16 protein-coding genes are annotated in these 20,339 nt (G+C 59.8%); all 16 read right to left on the bottom strand.

The window, feature by feature from the left end; translation table 11 throughout:
* Positions 1–11 precede the first annotated feature (11 nt).
* Positions 12–1,019, bottom strand: coding sequence for an NADH-quinone oxidoreductase subunit NuoH (nuoH, locus tag ACA073_RS16660; RefSeq protein ID WP_214377217.1), 1,008 nt, complete (start codon positions 1,017–1,019; stop codon positions 12–14).
* On the bottom strand, positions 1,016–3,730 hold the full coding sequence (gene nuoG, locus ACA073_RS16655; RefSeq protein ID WP_497397863.1) for an NADH-quinone oxidoreductase subunit NuoG: 2,715 nt from the start codon (positions 3,728–3,730) through the stop codon (positions 1,016–1,018). Before nuoG ends, nuoH begins: the two co-directional genes overlap by 4 nt.
* Positions 3,731–3,867: 137 nt before the next feature.
* Positions 3,868–5,223 carry an NADH-quinone oxidoreductase subunit NuoF gene (gene nuoF, locus ACA073_RS16650; protein ID WP_497397861.1) on the bottom strand — a complete coding sequence of 452 codons (1,356 nt, stop codon included), beginning with the start codon at positions 5,221–5,223 and terminating at the stop codon, positions 3,868–3,870.
* A complete protein-coding gene (gene nuoE / locus ACA073_RS16645) occupies positions 5,220–5,717 on the bottom strand; it encodes an NADH-quinone oxidoreductase subunit NuoE (protein ID WP_008053447.1) in 498 nt (165 codons plus the stop codon). Before nuoE ends, nuoF begins: the two co-directional genes overlap by 4 nt.
* A 2-nt stretch (positions 5,718–5,719) precedes the next feature.
* On the bottom strand, positions 5,720–7,504 hold the full coding sequence (gene nuoC, locus ACA073_RS16640; RefSeq protein ID WP_497397859.1) for an NADH-quinone oxidoreductase subunit C/D: 1,785 nt from the start codon (positions 7,502–7,504) through the stop codon (positions 5,720–5,722).
* A 73-nt stretch (positions 7,505–7,577) separates the two neighbouring features.
* Complete coding sequence (locus ACA073_RS16635) at positions 7,578–8,252, bottom strand: NuoB/complex I 20 kDa subunit family protein (RefSeq protein WP_123722023.1); 675 nt, start codon at positions 8,250–8,252, stop codon at positions 7,578–7,580.
* Between the two features lie 10 nt (positions 8,253–8,262).
* Positions 8,263–8,676: an NADH-quinone oxidoreductase subunit A gene (locus ACA073_RS16630; protein ID WP_003223812.1), complete on the bottom strand. Its 414-nt coding sequence runs from the start codon at positions 8,674–8,676 to the stop codon at positions 8,263–8,265.
* Positions 8,677–9,319: 643 nt separating this feature from the next.
* Positions 9,320–10,645: an isocitrate lyase gene (gene aceA / locus ACA073_RS16625; RefSeq protein ID WP_462009783.1), complete on the bottom strand. Its 1,326-nt coding sequence runs from the start codon at positions 10,643–10,645 to the stop codon at positions 9,320–9,322.
* A 475-nt stretch (positions 10,646–11,120) separates the two neighbouring features.
* Complete coding sequence (locus ACA073_RS16620) at positions 11,121–11,882, bottom strand: secretin N-terminal domain-containing protein (RefSeq protein WP_497397856.1); 762 nt, start codon at positions 11,880–11,882, stop codon at positions 11,121–11,123.
* Positions 11,883–12,210: 328 nt separating this feature from the next.
* A complete protein-coding gene (locus tag ACA073_RS16615) occupies positions 12,211–12,636 on the bottom strand; it encodes a GNAT family N-acetyltransferase (RefSeq protein WP_497397854.1) in 426 nt (141 codons plus the stop codon).
* Positions 12,629–13,798 carry a ribosomal protein uL16 3-hydroxylase gene (locus tag ACA073_RS16610; RefSeq protein ID WP_497397852.1) on the bottom strand — a complete coding sequence of 390 codons (1,170 nt, stop codon included), beginning with the start codon at positions 13,796–13,798 and terminating at the stop codon, positions 12,629–12,631. The genes ACA073_RS16615 and ACA073_RS16610 overlap by 8 nt, the downstream gene beginning before the upstream one ends.
* Before the next feature lie 86 nt (positions 13,799–13,884).
* Positions 13,885–15,255: an adenylosuccinate lyase gene (gene purB, locus ACA073_RS16605; protein ID WP_017339599.1), complete on the bottom strand. Its 1,371-nt coding sequence runs from the start codon at positions 15,253–15,255 to the stop codon at positions 13,885–13,887.
* Positions 15,256–15,382: 127 nt separating this feature from the next.
* Entirely contained in the window at positions 15,383–16,006 is a 624-nt protein-coding gene (gene hflD, locus ACA073_RS16600) for a high frequency lysogenization protein HflD (RefSeq protein WP_017339598.1), read from the bottom strand.
* A complete protein-coding gene (mnmA, locus tag ACA073_RS16595; protein ID WP_497397849.1) occupies positions 16,003–17,148 on the bottom strand; it encodes a tRNA 2-thiouridine(34) synthase MnmA in 1,146 nt (381 codons plus the stop codon). Before mnmA ends, hflD begins: the two co-directional genes overlap by 4 nt.
* Before the next feature lie 59 nt (positions 17,149–17,207).
* A complete protein-coding gene (locus tag ACA073_RS16590; protein ID WP_497397847.1) occupies positions 17,208–17,654 on the bottom strand; it encodes an NUDIX hydrolase in 447 nt (148 codons plus the stop codon).
* A gap of 210 nt (positions 17,655–17,864) precedes the next feature.
* Complete coding sequence (locus ACA073_RS16585) at positions 17,865–20,090, bottom strand: NADP-dependent isocitrate dehydrogenase (RefSeq protein ID WP_497397845.1); 2,226 nt, start codon at positions 20,088–20,090, stop codon at positions 17,865–17,867.
* Positions 20,091–20,339 lie beyond the last annotated feature (249 nt).

The following is a 20,339-nucleotide window of genomic DNA, read 5'->3' as shown; positions in this document are numbered from 1 at the left end:
ATTCTCTATCCTCACTGAGCCGCGACGGCGGGCGTGTTGAGCAACACGATCGCAGCGGTCACCAGCATGTTGACGAGGGTCAGCGGCAGGCAGAACTTCCAGCTGAAGTCCATCACTTGGTCATACCGTGGGCGCGGAATCGAGGCGCGCAGCAGGATGAAGATCATGATGAAGAACGCGGTTTTCAGCGCGAACCAGATGAACGGGATCTGCGGCAGAATGCCGAACGGACCGTGCCAGCCACCGAAGAACAAGGTTACCAGCAGCGCCGAAATCAGCACGATGCCGATGTACTCACCGACGAAGAACATGCCCCATTTCATGCCGGCGTATTCAATGTGGTAACCGTCGGCCAGTTCCTGCTCCGCTTCCGGCTGGTCGAACGGGTGACGGTGAGTCACGGCGACGCCGGCGATGAAGAAGGTCAGGAAACCGAAGATCTGCGGAATGATGAACCACAGGTTCTGCGCTTGATAATCAACGATGTCGCGCATGTTGAACGAGCCGACCTGGATCACGATGCCCATCAGCGACAGGCCCATGAACACTTCGTACGACACGGTTTGCGCCGAAGCCCGCAAGCTGCCCAACAGGGCGAACTTGTTGTTGCTCGACCAGCCTGCGAACAGCACCGCGTAGACCGACAGACCGGCCATGGCGAAGAAGAACAGAATGCCGATGTTCAGGTCCGCAACGCCCCAGGTCGGGGTGATCGGGATGATCGCGAAGGCAATCAGCAGGGCGCTCATGGCCACGACCGGTGCCAGGGTGAAGATCATCTTGTCGGCGAACGGTGGCGTCCAGTCTTCCTTGAAGAACATCTTGATCATGTCGGCCGCGATCTGGAACGCGCCGAACGGACCGACGCGGTTCGGACCGTAACGGTCCTGCCAGAGGGCGAGCAAACGACGCTCGACCCAGCTCAGCAACGCGCCGCAGACCACAACGGCGAGCAGAATCACGATGGCCTGGATGACCGAGATGATCACGTCGATCACTTCAGGAGTGAACCAAGTCATAGCGCTGCCTCCTGCAGACCGTCAACGGATTTGCCAAAGATCGCTGGCGGAATGCCGGCGATACCGGCCGGCAATGCAACCAGACCGGCACCCAGCTCTTCGTTGATGCGCAGCGGCAGACGCAGGGTCTGACCGGCAACGTTCAAGCTCAGCAGAGCACCGTCATTGACACCCAGACGATCCGCTTCGGACTTGGCCAAAGCGACGTAGGCGGCCGGAATGCGTTCCTGAACCGGTGCGGCTTTCGAAGAGTTCTCTTCGCTGCCGAGCAGGTGGAAGAACGGCACGACCTGCCAGGTGCCCGGCGCCGGGTTGAACGCACGCGGAACAGCAGCGAACCAGTTCAGCGAGTCACCGCTGCTTTCGATCAGGCGGGTGCCCGGGTCGCCAGCGCGGATGTGACCACCGACTTCGTCCTGGAACTTGTTCCAGGCTTGCGGCGAGTTCCAGCCCGGAGACCAGGCGAATGGCACTTGCTGACGCGGTTCGACCGAGCCCGAATAACCTTCCATCGAGAAGTTGAACGCGGTGTCGTTGTCTTGCGGAGTACGCGGTTCGTGCACGCTGATGTCGGCGCGCATGGCGGTACGACCGGAGTAACGCAGCGGTTCGCGGGCCAGTTTCATGCCTTTGATGCGGAACGCGGCGGACGGTGCGGCATCGACGATGCGCGCCAGTTGCGGTGTGCTCGAAGCCACGGCAGCAGTGACGTGGTCCAGTTGGGTCCAGTCGATCGGCTGGTTCAGCAGGGTGGCGCGCAGGGCATGCAGCCAGCGCCAGCCTTCGTGAACCAGGATGCTCGCGTCCATGTATTTCGGATCGAAAACCTGGAAGAAGCGCTGGGCGCGACCTTCCTGGCTGACCAGCGTACCGTCGCCTTCAGCAAAGCTGGCGGCTGGCAGAACCAGGTGCGCGCGATCGCTGGTGGCGGTTTTCTGATGGTCCGCCACGATCACCACTTTCGCGGCGTTCAGGGCAGCATCGACCTTGGCTTTGTCGGTGCGGGTGTACAGATCGTTTTCCAGCACGACGATGGCGTCAGCCTTGCCGTCGATGACCGCTTGCAGCGCGGCGTCGACCGATTCGCCACCGAGCATGGCCAGGCCAAGGCTGTTGGCCTCAGGCACGATCAGGCTGATGGAACCGTTCTTCTCGCGCAGCTTCAGGGCTTTGGCGATGTTCGCGGCGGCTTCGATCAGCGCCTTGGAACCCAATGAGGTGCCGGCAATGATCAGTGGACGCTTGGCTGCGAGCAGGGCGTCGGCAATGCGCTTGGCCAGCTCGAGAGCTTCAGCATCGAGGCCTTCAACCGCTGGAGCGCTGGCGTCGAGGGCGTGAGCCACGGCGAAACCGATGCGCGCCAGATCGTCCGTAGCGGCGTGAACGCATTCTTCGGCGATGTCGTCGAGCTTGGTTTCAGCCAGGCTGGCGATGAACAGCGGGTTCAGCGCGTTCTGACCGATGTTCTTCACCGCAGCATCGAGCCAAGGTTGAACACGCATGGCGTCGGCCATGTCTTCGGCCTTGCCTTTGACCGATTGACGCAGGGACAACGCCATACGGGCGGCAGTCTGGGTCAGGTCTTCGCCGAGGACGAAGATCGCATCGTGATCTTCGATGTCGCGCATGTTCGGGATCGGCAGCGGGCTGTCTTTCAGCACCTGCATGACCAGACGGATGCGCTCCAGCTCGGCGGCTTCGATGCCGGAGTAGAAGTGCTCGGCGCCGACCAGTTCGCGCAACGCGTAGTTGCTTTCGAGGCTGGCGCGGGGCGAACCGATACCGACGATGTTGCGACCGCGCAGCAGGTCAGCGGCTTTATCCAGCGCTTCGTCGAGGCTCAGCTTGGTGCCGTTGGCCAGCAGTGGCTGACGCGGGCGGTCTTCGCGGTTGACGTAGCCGTAGCCGAAACGGCCACGGTCGCACAGGAAGTACTGGTTGACCGAACCGTTGAAGCGGTTTTCGATCCGACGCAGTTCACCGTAGCGCTCGCCCGGGGAAATGTTGCAACCGCTGGAGCAGCCGTGGCAGATGCTCGGCGAGAACTGCATGTCCCACTTGCGGTTGTAACGCTCGGAGTGAGTCTTGTCGGTGAACACACCGGTCGGGCAGACCTCGGTGAGGTTGCCGGAGAACTCGCTTTCCAGGGTGCCGTCTTCAACGCGACCGAAGTACACGTTGTCGTGGGCGCCGAACACGCCGAGGTCGGTGCCGCCGGCGTAGTCCTTATAGAAGCGCACGCAGCGATAGCAAGCGATGCAGCGGTTCATTTCGTGGGAAATGAACGGGCCCAGTTGCTGGTTCTGGTGAGTACGCTTGGTGAAGCGATAACGGCGCTCGTTGTGACCGGTCATCACGGTCATGTCTTGCAGGTGGCAGTGACCGCCTTCCTCACAGACCGGGCAGTCGTGAGGGTGGTTGGTCATCAGCCATTCAACAACGCTGGCGCGAAAGGCCTTGGATTCTTCATCGTCGATGGAGATCCAGGTGCCATCGGTGGCAGGGGTCATGCAGGACATGACGATGCGACCGCGGGTGTCGTTTTCGTCGGTGTACTGCTTGACCGCGCACTGGCGGCAAGCGCCAACGCTGCCAAGGGCGGGGTGCCAGCAGAAGTAAGGAATATCGAGGCCTAGCGACAGACATGCCTGTAACAGGTTGTCTGCCCCGTCGACTTCGAGCGCTTTGCCGTCTACGTGGATAGTGGCCATGGTTCAAAGTTCTTCGTTGGCCCGGTGTCAGCGGGCGTGGCTAATGGAATCTTGTTATTCGTCCGAATCCAAACAGCCCATAAAAGGCGTCATCGAACGAAAGGCGAAGGGCACGGACCCTTCGCCTTTTTAAGCGTTTACGCGCCGACTACGATCGGCCTTGCCAGAGGCGGGACGACGGCGCTGACAGGCGCGATGCCGGCTTCGAACTCTGGACGGAAGTATTTGATTGCGCTGCCCAACGGTTCCACGGCGCCCGGTGCGTGAGCACAGAAGGTCTTGCCAGGGCCGAGGAAGCCGACCAGACCCAGCAGGGTCTCGATGTCGCCGGCTTGCCCTTCACCGTTCTCGATTGCGCGCAGCAGCTTGACGCTCCACGGCAAACCGTCACGGCACGGGGTGCAGAAACCGCACGACTCACGGGCGAAGAACTCTTCCATGTTGCGCAGCAGGGACACCATGTTGACGCTGTCGTCTACCGCCATGGCCAGGCCGGTACCCATACGGGTGCCCACTTTGGCAATGCCGCCGGCGTACATTTGTGCGTCGAGGTGTTCCGGCAACAGGAAACCGGTACCGGCGCCGCCTGGCTGCCAGCATTTGAGCGTATAACCGTCGCGCATGCCGCCGGCGTAGTCTTCGAACAGCTCGCGACCGGTGACGCCGAACGGCAGTTCCCACAGGCCCGGGTTCTTGACCTTGCCGGAGAAGCCCATGAGCTTGGTGCCCATGTCTTCGCTGCCTTCGCGCGCCAACGATTTGTACCAGTCCACGCCGTCAGCGATGATCGCCGGGACGTTGCACAGGGTTTCAACGTTGTTCACGCAAGTCGGCTTGCCCCACACGCCAACGGCGGCAGGGAAGGGCGGCTTGGAGCGCGGGTTGGCGCGGCGGCCTTCGAGGGAGTTGATCAGTGCGGTTTCTTCACCGCAGATGTAACGCCCGGCGCCGGTGTGGACGAACAGCTCGAAATCGAAGCCGCTGCCCAGGATGTTCTTGCCCAGCAGGCCGGCTGCCTTGGCTTCTTCCACGGCACGGTTGAGGTGCTTGGCGGCGGTGGTGTACTCGCCACGCAGGAAGATGTAGCCACGGTAGGTTTTCAGCGCGCGAGCACTGATCAGCATGCCTTCGATCAGCAGATGGGGCAGTTGCTCCATCAGCATGCGGTCTTTCCAGGTGTTCGGCTCCATTTCATCCGCGTTGCACAGCAAGTAACGGATGTTGATGGATTCGTCTTTCGGCATCAGGCCCCACTTCACACCCGTGGGGAAGCCTGCACCGCCGCGACCTTTGAGGCCGGCGTCTTTCACGGTCTGGACGATGTCGTCCTGAGCCATGTCGGCGAAGGCCTTGCGCGCAGCGGCGTAACCGTTCTTGGCCTGGTACTCGTCGAGCCAGACAGCTTCGCCGTCGTCACGCAGACGCCAGGTCAACGGATGAGTCTCGGCCGAACGCTTGATGCGGTTGGCAGGACCGAAGGAAGTCAGGGTCATACGTAGCCCTCGAGCAATTTGGCAACGCCGGCAGGCTGCACATCACCGAAGGTGTCGTCGTCGATCATCAACGCCGGCGCTTTGTCGCAGTTGCCGAGGCAGCAGACCGGCAGCAGGGTGAAACGACCGTCGGTGGTGGTCTGACCCAGGCCGATGCCCAGTTTGCTCTGGATTTCGCTGACCACGGACTCGTGGCCGCCGATGTAGCAGACCATGCTGTCGCAGACGCGAATGATGTGACGGCCGACCGGCTGACGGAAGATCTGGCTATAGAAAGTCGCCACGCCTTCAACGTCGCTGGCCGGAATGCCGAGGATCTCGCCGATGGCGTAGAGCGCGCCGTCAGGCACCCAGCCACGTTCCTTCTGGACGATCTTCAGGGCTTCGATCGACGCCGCGCGCGGGTCTTCGTAGTGATGCAGCTCGTGCTCGATGGCCGAGCGCTCGGTTTCACTCAAGGTGAAACGGTCTGTCTGGATAAGCGTGCTGTTCATGCTTAGCGGTCCACGTCGGCCATAACGAAATCGATACTACCCAGGTACGCAATCAAGTCCGCGACCATGCTGCCTTTGATCACCGAAGGGATCTGCTGCAGGTGCGGGAAGCTTGGGGTGCGAATCCGGGTGCGGTAGCTCATGGTGCCGCCATCGCTCGTCAGGTAATAACTGTTGATGCCCTTGGTCGCTTCAATCATCTGGAAGGATTCGTTGGCCGGCATGACCGGGCCCCACGAAACTTGCAGGAAGTGCGTGATCAGGGTCTCGATGTGTTGCAGCGTGCGCTCTTTCGGCGGCGGCGTGGTCAGCGGGTGATCCGCCTTGTACGGGCCTTCCGGCATGTTGCGCATGCACTGGTCGATGATCTTGATGCTCTGGCGCATTTCTTCGACGCGCACGATGCAACGATCGTAGGCATCGCCATTGGCGGCCAGCGGCACTTCGAATTCGAAGTTCTCGTAGCCGGAGTACGGACGCGCTTTACGCAGGTCGAAGTCGCAACCGGTCGAACGCAGGCCCGCACCAGTGACGCCCCATTCCAGGGCTTCCTTGGTATTGTACGCGGCGACGCCGATGGTCCGGCCTTTGAGGATGCTGTTGTCCAGTGCGGCTTTCTGGTATTCGTCCAGACGCTTTGGCATCCACTCGACGAAGTCTTTCACCAGTTTTTCCCAGCCGCGCGGCAGGTCGTGTGCGACACCACCGATGCGATACCAGGCCGGGTGCAGACGGAAACCGGTGATGGCTTCGATCACCGTGTACGCCTTCTGACGGTCGGTGAACGTGAAGAACACCGGGGTCATGGCGCCGACGTCCTGGATGTACGTCCCCAGGAACAGCAGGTGGCTGGTGATCCGGAAGAACTCGGCCATCATGATGCGGATGACGTCGACCTTCTCGGGCACCTTGATGCCGGCCAGCTTCTCGACCGAGAGCACGTACGGCAGGTTGTTCATCACGCCGCCGAGGTAGTCGATACGGTCGGTGTACGGGATGAAGCTGTGCCAGGATTGACGCTCGGCCATCTTCTCGGCACCACGGTGGTGGTAACCGACGTCCGGTACGCAATCGACGATCTCTTCACCGTCCAGCTGCAGGATGATGCGGAACGCACCGTGCGCGGAAGGGTGGTTGGGACCGAGGTTGAGGAACATGTAGTCCTCGTTCGCCCCGGAACGCTTCATGCCCCAGTCTTCAGGCTTGAAGCGCGCGGCTTCTTCCTCAAGCTGTTGCTTGGCCAGGTTCAGGGTGAACGGGTCGAACTCGGTGGCCCGGGCCGGGAAGTCCTTGCGCAACGGGTGACCTTCCCAGGTCGGCGGCATCATGATGCGGGTCAGGTGCGGGTGACCGGCAAAGTCGATGCCGTACATGTCCCACACTTCACGCTCGTACCAGTTGGCGTTCGGCCAGATACCGGTGACGGTCGGCACGCTGAGGTCGCTCTCGGACAAGGCGACCTTGATCATCACGTCACTGTTACGTTCGATCGACATCAGGTGATAGAACACGGTGAAGTCGGCGCCGCTCGGCAGCCCTTGACGCTTGGTGCGCAGACGCTCGTCCACGCCGTGCAGGTCATAAAGCATGACGTACGGCTTGGGCAGGTTACGCAGGAAGGTCATTACTTCGACGAGTTTGGCACGGGCAACCCAAAGCACCGGCATGCCGGTGCGGGTAGGCTGGGCGGTGAACGCCTCGGGGCCAAAACGGTTATTCAGTTCGACGACCACATCCTGGTCGTCTGCCTTATAAGGCGGGATGTACAGAGCACTGCCTGTAGTCATGGTTATTTTATCGCTTTCGGTCAACGTAAAGAATGAAGCCAGTTTTTCGTTTCAGTGAAACAGCAGAACTGGATCAGACTTCGTCGGGGCTGCGCAGGTTGGTGACTGCGATACGCTGTTCGCGGCGCTTTTCCTTTTCGGAAGGCATCTCGGCGCGATAAACGCCTTGATCACCAACGACCCAGGAAAGTGGACGACGCTCCTGGCCAATCGACTCCTGCAAAAGCATCAAGCCTTGCAGAAAAGCTTCAGGGCGGGGCGGGCAGCCAGGCACGTAGACGTCCACGGGCAGGAACTTGTCCACCCCTTGAACGACAGAGTAGATGTCGTACATGCCACCGGAGTTGGCGCACGAACCCATGGAAATAACCCATTTAGGCTCAAGCATTTGCTCGTAGAGACGCTGAATGATCGGCGCCATCTTGATGAAGCAGGTACCGGCGATAACCATGAAATCCGCCTGACGCGGCGATGCCCGGATAACCTCGGCGCCAAAGCGCGCGATGTCGTGGGGCGCCGTGAAGGCGGTGGTCATTTCCACGTAGCAGCACGAAAGACCGAAGTTATACGGCCACAGGGAGTTCTTGCGCCCCCAGTTGATCGTGCCGTTAAGCACGTCTTCGAGCTTGCCCATGAAGATGTTTTTGTGGACTTGATCTTCTAACGGATCGGAAACGGTTTCCCGTTTGCCAATCGGATACTGCTCGTTAGGAGCATCGGGGTCGATCCTGGTGAGATTGTATTGCATTGCCAAAGCCTCATTGTTTCAGCTTCGCTTGCCGCTTACGACGAGCTTCCGGAGCCCAGTCAAGGGCGCCCACTCGGAATAGGTAGACAAGGCCTGCCAACAGAATTGCTATGAAAACGAGAGCTTCGACGAATCCGGTCCAGCCGCTTTCGCGGACGGACACAGACCAGGCAAAGAGAAAAAGGGCTTCGATATCGAAGATCACGAAGAGCATCGCGACCAGATAGAATTTGGCTGAGAGCCGCAAGCGGGCGCCACCTGTAGGTAGCATGCCGGACTCGAACGGTTCGTTTTTGCTGCGGCCCCAGGCTTTTGACCCGAGGAGGCTGGAAACACCGAGCATGAAGGCGCAAAGGCCGACAACGCCCAGAAGGAAAATGGCAAAGCCCCAGTTGTGGGCCATGAGTCCTGTCGCTTCGGGCATGCTGGTAATCCTTAACAGAGAGCAAAAGGTCTCTGAGCTTGAAAAAGAAACAACGCAGTGACGATATGTCGCAGCAATCAATCCCGCTGATTTTATGGCTAAACACCGTGCAAGTAAAATTCAGATAGCGAAATTATTTAGCGGAATAAGGACATAGCGAACCTCCACAGCCACGCAGCCCATGCGTTGCGGGCATTAGCCGGCATTTCATCAAATATGTTTTGTGGGGAATGTAACGAACATAGTTGGCGCTAAATGATAATCACTATTGTTTGGCTTGGTTTTTAAACTGTTTAACGGGTGGGGGAGTGGGAAGTTGTCTTATATAGCGGTTACTGCAAGTAGCGGGCGGGGTCGTTCTGCCCGGTTTTCCTGTTCGTGAAACTGCTCTGGATCAGCGTTTTTGCTTGGGGTGACCACGGTCAGTGTGGGAGCGGGCTTGCTCGCGAATGCGGTTCAACATTCAACACTGATGTCGACTGATCCACCACTTTCGCGAGCAAGCCCGCTCCCACAGGGTTTTTGTGGTGGTTTTTAATCGTGCGCAAAAAAAACGCCCCGAACCAGTCGGGGCGTCAGATGTACGGCGTTGCGGTTAGCTTTTTATCCGGTCCGCAGCGACCGTTTGTTCTGGTGAATCAGATCAGTGGAACTGTTCTTCTTCAGTCGAACCGGTCAGTGCGGTAACCGAAGACGAGCCACCTTGAATCACGGTGGTCATGTCGTCGAAGTAGCCGGTGCCCACTTCCTGCTGGTGAGCCACGAAGGTGTAACCCTTGGAGGCGTCAGCGAATTCCTGCTCTTGCAGCTTCACGTAGGCAGTCATGTCGTTGCGGGCGTAGTCGTGCGCCAGGTTGAACATGCTGTGCCACATGTTGTGAATGCCGGCCAGGGTGATGAACTGGTGCTTGTAACCCATGGCGGACAATTCGCGCTGGAACTTGGCGATGGTCGCGTCGTCCAGGTTTTTCTTCCAGTTGAAGGAAGGCGAGCAGTTGTACGACAGCAGTTGGTCCGGGTATTCCTTTTTGATCGCTTCAGCGAAGCGACGAGCCTCGTCCAGATCCGGCTTGGCGGTTTCGCACCAGATCAGGTCGGCGTACGGCGCGTAAGCCAGGCCGCGAGCGATCGCCTGGTCCAGGCCAGCGCGCACTTTGTAGAAGCCTTCCTGAGTACGTTCGCCAGTCACGAATGGCTGGTCGTACGGGTCGCAGTCGGAAGTCAGCAGGTCGGCCGCGTTAGCATCGGTACGCGCCAGGATGATGGTCGGCGTGCCAGCAACGTCAGCTGCCAGACGAGCAGCGGTCAGCTTCTGCACAGCTTCCTGGGTAGGAACCAGTACCTTGCCGCCCATGTGGCCGCATTTTTTCACGGAAGCCAGTTGGTCTTCGAAGTGAACGCCGGCGGCGCCTGCTTCGATCATGCTCTTCATCAGCTCGTAAGCGTTCAGTACGCCACCGAAACCGGCTTCGGCGTCAGCCACGATCGGTGCGAAGTAGTCGATGTAGCCTTCGTCGCCCGGGTTCTTGCCGGCTTTCCACTGGATCTGGTCAGCACGACGGAACGAGTTGTTGATGCGCTTGACCACGGTTGGAACCGAGTCCACCGGGTACAGCGACTGGTCCGGGTACATCGATTCGGCGGAGTTGTTGTCCGCAGCCACTTGCCAGCCCGACAGGTAGATCGCCTGGATACCGGCTTTGACTTGTTGTACAGCCTGGCCGCCGGTCAGGGCGCCCATGCAGTTGACGAAATCTTTCTCAGGACGGAAGGACGGCTTGGCGCCCTGGGTCACCAGGTTCCAGAGCTTCTCGGCGCCCATTTTTGCAAAGGTGTGCTCAGGTTGAACCGAGCCACGCAGGCGGACGACGTCAGCAGCGGAGTAAGCGCGTGTCACGCCTTTCCAGCGTGGGTTTTCAGCCCAGTCTTTTTCGAGGGCTGCAATTTGCTGTTCGCGTGTCAGTGCCATGGAGATAAACCTCGTCGCGTCTTTACGGAAAGTTGTTCTGCGGTGGAAAAATTCGTGCGCTCGCTGACCAGAAGCTTAGGCGGTCAAGTCGGATTCGGCGGGATTGGCGACGGGATGAACGATGGGCTCGAGGGGAAGTGAGCAGGTAAGGGCGAACTGGCGAGCGAATTCGGGCGTCGTGGGCCTTTGTACGAACTTCAGTGTGATGCCGGTTTACCTAAATACGCTTCCGTCCCTCGGGACAACTTCGTTCCAGTCGGCAATCTCGTCAAACACACCTTGTGGGCGGTACAGACACGAAGCGGCTCGCAGGGTGGGTGCGAACGTCGCCTCGAAGGCCCTTGCCAGGGCCCCTGATTAGCGGGAGCGAGGCCATCATGCCTTTGCTTTTTTGGCTCGTCAAACGTTTTGTAGTGCTTTTTTTCAAGCACTACATCTTTGGTCTTATACGACTAGTCAGTCAGTTTTCGATGCTTTAGTCCAAAGTGTCGACTTTCACCCGCAGGGTCATGTCATCCCGGCCCTGAGTCGAGTAGCTGCGGGTCAGGGCCTGTTTGTCGGCCTGAGTCTGGCGATTCACGCCGGCCAGGGTGATCCATTCGCCAAGGCGTCCGGTGACGGTTGTGTCGGTACTTTGCACGTTCACTACATCGGAACGTTCCTGGCTCATCCGGTCACGGTTGGTGCTGATCGACAGGTGAACGATGTCGCCGGTGATGCTCGCGGTGACATAGAAACCCTGGGTGACGTTGCGGTACTCGGTCTGGCTGCGCGGATCGCCATAGGGATCGGTCTGCGTGGTGGTCAGCGGCACGCTCTGGCCGACCTGGATCAGCGCCGGTGCACCTTCGCTGGCCTGGACTTGCTGAATGCCGCCGTCACGGCTTTCGGTGCTGCGATTGATGATTCGGGTCTGGCTCGGTTTGGCGCCATTGACCGAATAACCCTGGTCGCCCTGGAAGTTGTTTTCGTTGGTGTCGACGGTAATCAGCAGGCGCTTTGGCTGGGTGTCGAGATGGGCGATAAGGGCTTTAAGTTCGTCGATCTTGCGCTGATCGGCATTGACGATCAGTTGGTTGCCGTAAGCGCTGACCCGGCCATCCTTGCCGATGAAATCCTGGGCCATCGGCAACATGTCTGCACTGGTGTGGTAGTTCAGCGGCACGATCTCGGTGGCGGCCATGACCGAAAAACTGCAGGTCAACAGCAGCGTGGTGAGCAGGGTGCGTAGGGACATTTCCGTTATCTCCGACTTCTTGATGTCTTGATATGTAGGAGCGAGCTTGCTCGCGATGGACGTGAGAGCGCAGAGGGGTGTCAGGCTTCCAGCGTTATCGTTGACGACCATCGCGAGCAAGCTCGCTCCTACAGGTGATCTGATATTGCCAGTTTGTCGGCCCGGCGTGGGGCAAGTTGAATCGTAGACAGCAAAACGCCCCGGCATCGGTCGATGGCGGGGCGTTTTGTGGTGTTCTTTCGGGCCTCTTCGCGAGCAAGCCCGCTCCCACATTAGGAATGCGTTTCCCTGTGGGAGCGGGCTTGCTCGCGAAGGCCGCGACTCGGTATTAAGCCGAGTGACGCACCATGTCCACATGCGGAATCCCGGCTTCCAGGAACTCCTCACTGATCAGGCTGAAGCCCAGGCGCTCATAGAACGCCGTGGCCTGCACCTGCGCGCTCAGCATCTGCTGCTGCAGTCCGCGCTTCTCGGCTTCGCCGATCGCCGCTTGCATCAGCGCATCGCCCACCTTCAGGCCGCGCCAGTCCTTCAACACCGAAACCCGGCCGATATGCCCGTCGGGCAGCAGGCGGGCGGTGCCAACCGGAAAGTCGCCTTCGAATGCCAGGAAATGCAGTGCTGTTGCGTCATCTGCATCCCATTCCAGTTCAGGTGGAACGGATTGCTCGGCGATGAACACCGTCTCACGAATGCGCCGGATCTCGGCGTTATCCGTTTGCCAGTCTGCGACACGTACGTGAATTTTATTCATCGGCAAACCCCAGGCTTCCTTGCTTGACCAGTTCGCACAGCAGGCCGCGACCGTCTTCGTCGTTCAGCCACTCGCCGAGGTTGTCGATGTGCAACGCGTCGGCGGCGCAGATCATTTTCAGCAGGTCGCGCAGTTTGCCCGGCAGGTAACGGCTCTGGCCGCTGGCGAACAGCAGCAGGTCGTCATCCACTTCGGACCACGCCATGCGCGCGCTCGGATTGCGGATCAGCACAGCGCCTTGCTCAAGGCTGGCGAGCAGGTCCTCTTCTTCGATTTCTTCCGGGCCGACCACCAGTTCCGGGTAGCGCGGCTCGGTCATGAACTGGCCGAACCAGGTCAGCAGCAGGCGCTCGTCGCTCATGTGCTCGGCCAGCAGGCCTTTCAAGCGATCAAGGGCGTCGTGCTGGATCTGATGCGGATCGACCGCAGGCAGGGCGTCGGCGTCGGTGTAACGCTCTTCGTCCGGCAGGAACTGGCTGAGGAAGTCGGTGAAGTGAGTCAGCACTTCAGCGGCGCTCGGCGCGCGGAAACCTACCGAATAGGTCAGGCAGTCATCGACGGCCACGCCGCAGTGAGCCAGGCGTGGCGGCAGGTAGAGCATGTCGCCCGGTTCCAGCACCCATTCATCCGTGGCTTCGAAGTCAGCGAGGATGCGCAGGTCCGCGTGTTGCAGCAGCGGGCTTTCGGAGTTGCACATCTGGCCGATTTTCCAGTTGCGCTTGCCGTGACCCTGCAGCAGGAACACGTCGTAGTTATCGAAGTGCGGACCGACGCTGCCACCGGGGGCGGCGAAGCTGATCATCACGTCGTCGATGCGCCAGCTCGGCAGGAAGCGGAAGTGTTCCAGCAACTCGCTGACTTCCGGCACGAACTGGTCAACCGCTTGCACCAGCAACGTCCAGTCGGTTTCCGGCAGCTTGCTGAATTCGTCTTCGGCAAACGGGCCACGACGCAATTCCCACGGGCGCTCGCCATTCTCGATGATCAGGCGCGATTCGACTTCTTCTTCCAGCGCCAGGCCGGCCAGTTCGTCGGCGTCGATCGGGCTTTCGAAATCGGGAATTGCCTGGCGGATCAGCAGCGGTTTTTTCTGCCAGTAGTCACGCAGGAATTCGCGCGCCGTGATGCCGCCCAGAAGTTGAAGAGGAATGTCAGGATTCATGTGTAACCTATTGAAAAAAAGTACTTTTCAGACGGGAATAAAAACGCCCGGCGCTGCCGGGCGTCTCAAACGGGTAAAACGGTCGATCAGATGCGCTTGGCTTGCTCTACAGCGTTGCCGATGTAGTTCGCCGGGGTGAGCAATTTCAGCTCGGCCTTGGCGGCGGCAGGCATGTCCAGGCCGTCGATGAAAGTTTGCAGCGCTTCAGGGCTGATGCCCTTGCCGCGGGTCAGCTCTTTCAGTTTCTCGTACGGGTTTTCGATGTTGTAGCGACGCATCACGGTCTGGATCGGCTCGGCCAATACTTCCCAGCAAGCGTCGAGGTCAGCAGCGATCTTCTGAGCGTTGAGCTCCAGTTTGCTGATGCCTTTGAGGCTGGCTTCGTATGCGATCACGCTGTGGGCGAAGCCGACACCGAGGTTGCGCAGAACGGTGGAGTCGGTCAGGTCGCGCTGCCAGCGGGAGATCGGCAGCTTGCTCGCCAGGTGCTGGAACAGTGCGTTGGCGATACCCAGGTTGCCTTCGGAGTTTTCGAAGTCGATCGGGTTGACCTTGTGCGGCATGGTCGACGAACCGATTTCGCCAGCGATGGTGCGCTGTTTGAAATAACCCAGGGAAATGTAGCCCCAGATGTCGCGGTCGAAGTCGATCAGGATGGTGTTGAAGCGGGCGATCGCGTCGAACAGCTCGGCAATGTAGTCGTGCGGTTCGATCTGCGTGGTGTACGGGTTGAAACCCAGGCCCAGCTCGTCTTCGATGAAGGCGCGGGCGTTTTCTTCCCAGTCGATCTCAGGGTAGGCCGACAGGTGGGCGTTGTAGTTGCCGACAGCGCCGTTGATCTTGCCCAGCAGCGGAACGGCAGCGACCTGAGCGATTTGACGCTCCAGACGGTAAACCACGTTCGCCAGCTCTTTGCCCAGGGTGGTCGGCGAGGCCGGTTGACCGTGGGTGCGCGACAGCATCGGCACGTCAGCGAAACGGATCGCCAGTTCGCGGATGGCTTCGGCAGTCTGGCGCATCAGCGGCAGCATCACGTCATCACGGCCTTCGCGCAGCATCAGGGCGTGGGACAGGTTGTTGATGTCCTCGCTGGTGCAGGCAAAGTGGATGAATTCGCTGACGGCGGCCAGTTCCGGCAGCTTCGCCGCTTGCTCTTTGAGCAGGTATTCGATGGCTTTGACGTCGTGGTTGGTGGTGCGCTCGATCTCTTTGACACGCTCGGCGTGCTCCAGAGAGAAGTTTTCCGCCAGGGTGTTCAGCACAGCGTTGGCTTCGGCGGAGAACGCCGGCACTTCGCTGATGGCAGGGTGAGCGGCCAGGCGCTGGAGCCAGCGCACTTCAACCAGAACGCGAGCACGGATCAGACCGTATTCGCTGAAAATTGGGCGCAGGGCCTGGGTTTTGCCGGCGTAGCGGCCGTCAACAGGGGAAACCGCAGTGAGCGAAGAAAGCTGCATGGGGTGTTCTCGGACAGTCGGGCAACGAAATGGGGCGCGTATCATACATGAAAAAATCCGCCGGTCCGTTGCCAACTGACCAGCGTATTACGCGTTACTGACTACAAAACGGTGTTGCGGGCGCGGTTCAGCTGCTGCGCATCAGTGGGTAAAGCTCTTTGAGCAACTTGCGGCGGCTGACCACCAACTGCCAGCGATGACCGCCCAACTGCCGCCACAGGCGCGCCGAACGAATCCCCGCCAGCAACAGTGCGCGGATCTTCGACGCGTTGCTCGGTTGCTGCAGATTGCGCATGTCGCCGTGAACCTGAATCCGTTGGCGCAAGGTGCTCAGGGTGTCCTGATACAGCGCACCGCACGCCGCGATCACGTTTTCGTGGGCCGGGCCGAAGTGCTCGACCTGAGACTGGATCTGCGGCAGGCGCTTGCCGATCACGTCCAGCATGTCGCCGCGTTTGGCCAGTTGGCGCTCCAGCCCCAGCATCGCCAGGGCGTAACGCAGCGGTTCGCGCTGAAGGGTGCTGGGGTCGCGTTCAAGGGCGCCAATCAAGGCGCGATAGCCTTCGCGCAAGTTGATGTCATCGCCGCCGTAGACTTCCAGCGTGTCCTTGGGGTCGCGAATCAGCAGGCTGCCGAGCATGCAGGTCAAGCCGGCTTCGGTGGTCTGGCCGGTCTTGGCGATCTTGTCGACCAGCACGGCAGCGAGAAACACGCCGCCGAGGGCCGTCAGTTGCTCCTGGGTGGGGCTCATTGCTGCTCGCCTTGAAGGGTGCCTTTGCTGGTCCACGGTTCCGCCACTTCGATCACGCCGCCGCCGAGGCAGATTTCACCGTCGTAGAACACCACGGACTGACCCGGGGTGACCGCGCGTTGCGGGTCATCGAAGGTCGCGCGGTAGCCGGTAGCGGTCTTTTCCAGCGTGCACGGCTGGTCGCTCTGGCGATAACGGACTTTGGCGGTCAGCTTGCGCGGCTCGCTCAGGTCGATCGGGTTGACCCAATAGATGTCCGAGGCGAGCAGGGCGCGGGAGAACAGGTATGGATGGTCGTTGCCCTGGCCAACGATCAGTTCGTTGTGTTCCAGGTCCTTGATCAGCACATACCACGGCTCGTCGCTGGCGTCTTTCAAACCGCCGATGCCCAGGCCCTGGCGCTGGCCGATGGTGTGGTACATCAAGCCGTGGTGGCGGCCGATGACTTCACCTTCGGTGGTCTTGATTTCGCCGGGTTGGGCCGGCAGGTATTGCTTGAGGAAATCGCTGAAGCGGCGCTCGCCGATAAAGCAGATCCCGGTGGAATCCTTTTTCTTCGCGGTCGCCAGTTCGTACTTTTCGGCAATCGCGCGTACTTGCGGTTTTTCCAGCTCGCCGACCGGGAACAGCGTCTTGGCGATCTGTTCGCCGCCAACCGCGTGCAGGAAGTAGCTCTGGTCCTTGTTCGGGTCCAGGCCCTTGAGCAGTTCGGTACGGCCATCAATGTCGCGGCGGCGCACGTAGTGACCGGTGGCGATCAGGTCGGCGCCAAGCACCATGGCGTAGTCGAGGAACGCCTTGAACTTGATCTCGCGGTTGCACAGGATGTCCGGGTTCGGCGTGCGACCGGCCTTGTATTCGGCCAGGAAATGCTCGAACACGTTGTCCCAGTACTCGGCGGCGAAGTTGGCGGTGTGCAGCTTGATGCCAATCTTGTCGCACACGGCCTGGGCGTCCGCCAGGTCATCCATGGCGGTGCAGTATTCCGTTCCATCGTCTTCTTCCCAGTTCTTCATGAACAGGCCTTCCACCTCATAACCCTGCTCGATCAGCAGGAGGGCGGAAACGGAAGAGTCCACGCCGCCGGACATGCCGACAATGACGCGCTTCTTTTGTGTGTCAGAAGGGGCTGGATCACGCATAGGGATTCAATGAGTGTCTTGAAAAAGGACGCGATTCTAGCAGGCCGAAGCCCGCAAGGCTAAAGAGAAGGGCGGATCAGTTCGAGACCGAAGTGTTTGCCGTCCAGATAATCATCGATGCAGCGGATGATCAGCTCGCTGCGCCAGTTTGCGCGCTGTTCCAGCAGTTCGTCACGTGTCAGCCACTTTGCGCCGACGATCCCGTCGTCCAGTGGGTAATTGGCGTGATGCTTGAGAGGTTTTGCAGTGAAGCAGACTCGCTGATAAGTCACGCCATTGCTCGGTGCGGTGTAAAGGTAGATGCCCACCACGCCGGTCGGCTCGACATCCCAGCCGGTTTCTTCGAGGGTTTCGCGTACGGCGGCTTCGATCAGGGATTCGTCCGGGTCGAGGTGGCCGGCGGGCTGATTGAGCACCGTTCGTCCGTGCTTGGTTTCTTCGACCATCAGAAAGCGACCGTTGTCTTCGACGATGGTGGCGACGGTGATGTGGGGTAGCCAATCCATAAAGCTTCCTCGATTTTGAATGTTGAAACACGGTCAAATGTGGGAGCGGGCTTGCTCGCGAAAGCGGTAGGTCAGTCAATAGAGATGTTGAATGATAAACCGCATTCGCGAGCAAGCCCGCTCCCACATTTGTTTCGAGTTCACATTGGAATTGTTGTCAGAAACAAAAACCCCGGCACAAGGCCGGGGCTTCTTTGCATCCTTACAACCTTAAACCAGCGCAGCGATCGCGGCGTTGAACGTGTTGCTCGGGCGCATGGCCTTGCTGATCAGCTCGGCATTGGCGTGGTAGTAACCGCCGATGTCCACTGGCTTGCCCTGAACGGCGTTGAGCTCGGCAACGATGGTTGCTTCGTTCTCGGTCAGGGTTTTTGCCAGCTCGCCGAACTGCGCTTGCAGTGCAGTGTCTTCGGTCTGGGCGGCCAGGGCCTGAGCCCAGTACAGCGCCAGGTAGAAGTGGCTGCCGCGGTTGTCGATGTTGCCGACTTTGCGCGATGGCGACTTGTTGTTGTCCAGGAACTGGCCGGTGGCCTGATCCAGGGTCTTGGCCAACACCAGAGCTTTAGGGTTGTTGTACGTCACACCCAGGTGCTCAAGGGAAGCGGCCAGAGCCAGGAACTCGCCCAGGGAATCCCAGCGCAGGAAGTTTTCTTCCAGCAGTTGCTGAACGTGCTTCGGTGCCGAACCGCCAGCGCCGGTTTCGAACAGACCGCCGCCATTCATCAGCGGAACGATCGACAGCATCTTGGCGCTGGTGCCCAGTTCCATGATCGGGAACAGGTCAGTCAGGTAGTCGCGCAGTACGTTGCCGGTCACCGAGATGGTGTCCTTGCCTTCGCGAGTGCGGCCCAGGGTGAACGCCATGGCGTCAACCGGCGACATGATGCGGATGTCCAGGCCCGACGTGTCGTGATCCTTCAGGTAAGCCTGAACTTTCTCGATCACTACGCCGTCGTGAGCGCGCATTGGGTCCAGCCAGAAAATCGCTGGGGTGCTGCTCGCGCGAGCGCGGTTGACGGCCAGTTTGACCCAGTCCTGGATCGGCGCGTCTTTGGTCTGGCACATGCGGAAGATGTCGCCGGCTTCAACCGACTGTTCCAGCAACAAGGCGCCTTTGCTGTCAGTAACGCGGACAACACCGTTGGTCTTGATCTGGAAAGTCTTGTCGTGCGAACCGTACTCTTCGGCTTTTTTCGCCATCAGGCCAACGTTTGGCACGCTGCCCATGGTGGTTGGATCGAAAGCGCCGTGCTTCTTGCAGTCTTCGATCACCGCCTGGTAGATGGTGGCGTAGCAGCGATCCGGGATCACAGCCTTGGTGTCGTGCAGCTGACCGTCGGTGCCCCACATCTTGCCGGAGTCACGGATCATCGCTGGCATCGAGGCGTCGACGATTACGTCGCTCGGCACGTGCAGGTTGGTAATGCCTTTGTCGGAGTTGACCATCGCCAGCGAAGGACGAACGGCGTAGACCGCCTGGATGTCCGCTTCGATCTGCGCTTGTTGCTCGGCAGGCAAAGCCTTGATGCGAGCGTACAGGTCGCCGATGCCGTTGTTCAGGTTGAAGCCGATCTGGGCCAGCACGTCAGCGTGCTTGGCCAGTGCGTCTTTATAGAACTCGGCAACGATCTGGCCGAACATGATCGGGTCGGAGACCTTCATCATGGTGGCTTTCAGGTGAACCGACAGCAGCACGCCCTTGGCCTTGGCGTCTTCGATCTCGGCAGCGATGAAGCTGCGCAGAGCGTTTTTGCTCATGACCGCGCAATCGAGGATCTCACCGGCTTGCACGGTGGTCTTTTCTTTCAGGACGGTGGTGGTGCCGTCTTGAGCGATCAGTTCGATTTTGACAGCGTCAGCGGCGTCGATCAGGGCAGCTTTTTCGCTGCCGTAGAAATCACCGGTGCTCATGTGCGCGACGTGGGACTTGGAGTCCGCAGCCCAGGCGCCCATTTTGTGCGGGTGCTTGCGTGCGTAGTTCTTGACCGACAGCGGTGCGCGACGATCGGAGTTGCCTTCGCGCAGAACCGGGTTCACGGCGCTGCCCTTGATTTTGTCGTAGCGCGACTTGGCTTCTTTGTCGGCGTCGCTGGTCACGGTTTCCGGATAGTCCGGCAGCGCGAAGCCCTGGGCTTGCAGCTCTTTGATCGCGGCCTGCAGTTGCGGAACCGAAGCACTGATGTTCGGCAACTTGATGATGTTGGCTTCAGGCGTAACGGCCAGGTCGCCCAGTTCGGCGAGGTGGTCGGCTACGGCTTTGTCACCCAATTGCTCGGGGAAGCTGGCCAGGATGCGCCCTGCAAGAGAGATATCGCGGGTTTCAACGGCGATATCAGCCGAAGCGGTGAACGCTTCTACGATAGGCAACAGGGAATAGGTGGCGAGGGCTGGGGCTTCGTCGGTGAAGGTATAGATGATCTTCGAGCGGGTGGGCATATTCGGATTAACTCTCTCTTCTTTGCTAAAGCGTGCGCAGAAACTCGAGGGGCGCCGGTAAGCGCGTTCGTTCAAAGTCATCCATGAGCCGAATGTCGAGGTTGTGCGCGGTAGATGTTGGGGCAGTCGAGCGTCAAGCGTATGGGCTGCGGTAACAGACCTGCTTTTTCAGGCCCGAAGTCTCGTAGTAGAGAGGTCGGCCGTGGTGACTCTTGGGTCAGCGGGCGGCATTATACATAGGTAGCTGGC

Source organism: Pseudomonas sp. LBUM1670 (assembly GCF_059695695.1).
This window is presented reverse-complemented; position numbering and strand designations above follow the sequence as displayed.